General features: G+C 53.4%; 4 protein-coding genes and 1 pseudogene. All 5 read left to right on the forward strand.

Going from position 1 to position 3,814, the window contains the following annotated elements; all coding sequences use genetic code 11:
* Nucleotides 1-1,249: outer membrane protein assembly factor BamA (gene bamA, locus M0974_RS19570; protein WP_297840440.1), on the forward strand; the 1,249-nt coding region annotated here is incomplete at its 5' end.
* 45 nt (nucleotides 1,250-1,294) lie between these two features.
* The gene (locus M0974_RS19575) at nucleotides 1,295-1,798 is read left to right on the forward strand and encodes an OmpH family outer membrane protein (protein ID WP_297840442.1); all 504 of its coding nucleotides are present in this window, start codon (nucleotides 1,295-1,297) and stop codon (nucleotides 1,796-1,798) included.
* Between the two features lie 4 nt (nucleotides 1,799-1,802).
* On the forward strand, nucleotides 1,803-2,858 hold the full coding sequence (gene lpxD / locus M0974_RS19580) for a UDP-3-O-(3-hydroxymyristoyl)glucosamine N-acyltransferase (RefSeq protein ID WP_297840445.1): 1,056 nt from the start codon (nucleotides 1,803-1,805) through the stop codon (nucleotides 2,856-2,858).
* Nucleotides 2,859-2,970: 112 nt separating this feature from the next.
* The gene (fabZ, locus tag M0974_RS19585; protein WP_297840447.1) at nucleotides 2,971-3,411 is read left to right on the forward strand and encodes a 3-hydroxyacyl-ACP dehydratase FabZ; all 441 of its coding nucleotides are present in this window, start codon (nucleotides 2,971-2,973) and stop codon (nucleotides 3,409-3,411) included.
* A pseudogene (locus M0974_RS19590) lies at nucleotides 3,408-3,814 on the forward strand (acyl-[acyl-carrier-protein]--UDP-N-acetylglucosamine O-acyltransferase); the annotation flags it as partial. The gene fabZ and the pseudogene M0974_RS19590, both read left to right, overlap by 4 nt.

Here is a 3,814-nt window from a genome sequence, read left to right on the forward strand (position 1 = left end):
CCAATCGAAGACCCGCCTCAATCGTCTTGGCTTCTTTAAAGAAGTCAACGTTGAGACACCCGCTGTACCAGGGACCGATGACCAGGTCGACGTGAACTACGCGGTTGAAGAGCAAGCCTCCGGTTCTGTCACCGCGAGCGTCGGTTTCGCACAAAGTGCAGGTTTGATCCTGGGTGGCTCGATCAGCCAGAACAACTTCCTGGGTACCGGTAATAAGGTCAGCATCGGCTTGACCAAAAGCGAATACCAGACTCGTTACAACTTCGGTTACGTCAACCCGTACTTCACGCCAGACGGTGTGAGCCTTGGCTACAACGCTTTCTACCGCACCACTGACTACAAAGACCTTTCCGTCGACGTGGCCAGCTACGCAGTAGACAGCTTGGGTGCAGGTGTCAGCCTCGGCTATCCAATTGACGAAACCTCGCGTCTGACGTTCGGTTTGACCGTACAGCAGGATGAGATCAAGACCGGTGTGTACACCGTTGACGAGATTTTCGACTTCGTTAACAAAGAAGGTAACAAATACGTCAACTTCAAAGCGTCCGCTGGCTGGTCCGAGTCGACCCTGAACAAAGGTGTCTTGGCTACCCGTGGTCACTCTCAGAGCCTGGTATTTGAAACCACCACGCCGGGCAGCGACCTGTCCTTCTTCAAGCTTGACTACCGCGCTCAATATTTCCACCCGCTGACCGACAACTACACCCTGCGTCTGCACACTGAGCTGGGGTATGGCGATGGTTATGGTTCGACTTCCGGCCTGCCGTTCTACGAGAACTATTACGCAGGTGGTTTCAACTCGGTACGTGGCTTCCAGGACAGCAGTCTCGGTCCTCGCAGTACCCCGAGCCGTGGTGAGTCCGTAACCGGCAATACCGGAACGCTTGTTGATCCAGATGGCAAGGCACTTCCTTTCGGCGGTAACTTACTGATCCAGGGTGGCGTGGAAGTCATGTTCCCTCTGCCATTCATTAAAGATCAGAAGTCGCTGCGCACGTCGCTGTTCTGGGACGTAGGTAACGTGTTCGATACCAACTGCGGTTCGTCTGGCAGCAACACTATTGCGGCGTCCGATGTGAAACCTAAATGTGACAGCGTCGGCCTCGCTAGTTTGGCAAGTTCGGTCGGGGTAGGCGTGACATGGGTAACTGCACTGGGCCCACTGAGTTTCGCCTTGGCTGTGCCGGTCAAAACACCAGATAACGCGGATACTCAGGTTTTTCAATTCTCTCTCGGTCAGACTTTTTGATCGTCTGATCAATGCTAACGACAATAGATTTTGTAGGAGTGCATCGTGCGTAAGTTGACTCAACTGGTTCTCTTGGCTACAGCCCTGATAGCGACCCCAGCATTTGCTGAAATGAAAATTGCTGTGCTGAACTATCAAATGGCATTGCTTGAATCAGACGCAGCAAAAAAATACGCCGTGGATGCCGAGAAAAAATTCGGTCCACAACTGACCAAGCTGAAAACCCTCGAAAGCAGCGCCAAGGGTATTCAGGATCGTCTGGTAAGCGGTGGCGACAAGATGGCTCAACCTGAGCGTGAGCGTCTGGAGCTTGAATTCAAGCAAAAGGCCCGTGACTTCCAGTTCCAGTCCAAAGAACTGAACGAAGCGAAAGCCGTTGCTGACCGTGAAATGCTCAAACAACTGAAGCCAAAACTTGATCAGGCGGTTGAAGAAGTGATCAAGAAAGGCGCCTTTGACCTGGTGTTCGAGCGTGGTGCTGTGATTGATGTCAAACCTCAGTACGACGTCACTCGCCAAGTCATTGAGCGCATGAATCAGCTGAAGTAACACCATGACCGTAACCATCAAGCTCGGCCAATTGGCCGAGTTCCTCGGCGCCACGCTACGTGGCGACGGGGATAAAGACATTACCGGGCTGGCCACTTTACAAGAGGCCGGCCCTGGTCAGGTAAGTTTCCTGGCCAATCCGCAGTACCGAAAATTTCTTGCTGTGAGCCACGCTGCTGCCGTATTGCTTAAGTCGGCTGATGCAGAAGGGTTCGCAGGTGATGCGTTGCTAGTGCCTGATCCTTATTTGGCCTATGCAAAGATCTCCCATTTATTCGACCCGAAACCCAAGGCTCTCCCGGGTGTGCATCCGTCGGCGATTATTGCTGAAGATGCTCATGTCGATGCCATGGCAAGTGTGGGTGCTTTTGCCGTTATTGAAAGCGGCGCGCGTATAGCGGCTGGCGTTACGGTAGGGGCTCACTGTTTCATTGGTGCTCGAAGTGAAGTCGGCGAAGGCGGTTGGTTAGCGCCACGCGTTACGCTTTATCACGATGTACGCATAGGCAAGCGAGTCGTGATTCAGTCTGGCGCGGTGCTCGGCGGTGAAGGTTTCGGGTTTGCCAATGAGAAAGGTATTTGGCAGAAAATCGCGCAGATTGGCGGCGTTCTGGTCGGTGATGACGTGGAGATAGGTGTCAATACCGCCGTCGACCGTGGGGCATTGGCCGATACTGTGATCGGCAATGGCGTGAAACTGGATAACCAGATACAGATCGCGCACAACGTCCAGATCGGTGATCACACAGCCATGGCTGCGTGTGTCGGGATCTCGGGTAGCACAAAGATTGGCAAACATTGCACCATCGCCGGTGGTGTAGGCATGGTTGGGCATATTGAAGTGTGTGATGGCGTATTCGTCACCGGTATGACCATGGTGACCCGTTCGATTACTGAGCCGGGTGCCTATTCGTCGGGGACTGCAATGCAGCCAGCGGCGGAATGGCGCAAGAGTGCAGCGCGCATTCGTCAGCTTGACGACATGGCGCGACGCTTGCTGCAGATGGAAAAGGTTGTTGAGGCAGTGACCTCGGGCGGTAAAGCTTCATCTGAAGGCTGATACCTTTTTTATATCAAGCGTGCACAGCCGATAAACTGCCTCCTTGATTTGCAAGAGGAGTGCTGCGCATTAGTCGCGCACTCCCCATCTTTACTACAGGCTTCCCCCCGAAATGATGGACATCAACGAGATTCGCGAATACCTGCCTCACCGCTACCCGTTCCTGCTGGTGGACCGGGTTGTAGAGTTGGATGTCGAGGCCAAAAGCATTCGTGCCTACAAGAATGTCAGCATTAATGAGCCTTTTTTCAACGGTCATTTTCCTCAGCATCCAATCATGCCGGGCGTATTGATCATAGAAGCGATGGCTCAAGCTGCAGGCATCCTTGGTTTTAAAATGCTCGATGTAAAGCCGGCCGACGGTACGCTTTACTATTTCGTGGGCTCTGACAAGCTGCGCTTTCGTCAGCCAGTCATGCCCGGCGACCAGTTGATCCTTGAAGCCAAGTTCATTAGCTGCAAGCGTCAAATCTGGAAATTCGAATGCCGGGCTACGGTGGACGGCAAGCCAGTGTGCTCCGCAGAAATCATCTGCGCGGAACGTAAACTATGAGTTTGATTGACCCTCGCGCAATCATCGATCCGACGGCCATTCTGGCTGACGATGTAGAGGTCGGCCCTTGGTCGATCGTCGGACCTGGTGTGGAAATCGGCGAGGGTACAATCGTTGGGCCGCATGTGATTCTCAAGGGGCCGACAAAGATCGGTAAGCATAACCACCTTTATCAGTTTTCCTCGATTGGTGAGGACACGCCCGATCTCAAATACAAAGGCGAAGAAACGCGTCTGGTTATTGGTGATCACAACGTGATCCGCGAAGGTGTAACTATCCACCGCGGGACGATTCAGGACCGTGCAGAAACAACGCTGGGTGATCACAACCTGATCATGGCCTACGCGCACATCGGTCACGACAGCGTCATTGGCAACCACTGCATCCTGGTCAACAACACTGC

This window comes from Pseudomonas sp. (assembly GCF_026224925.1).
In the GTDB taxonomy this organism is placed as follows: domain Bacteria; phylum Pseudomonadota; class Gammaproteobacteria; order Pseudomonadales; family Pseudomonadaceae; genus Aquipseudomonas.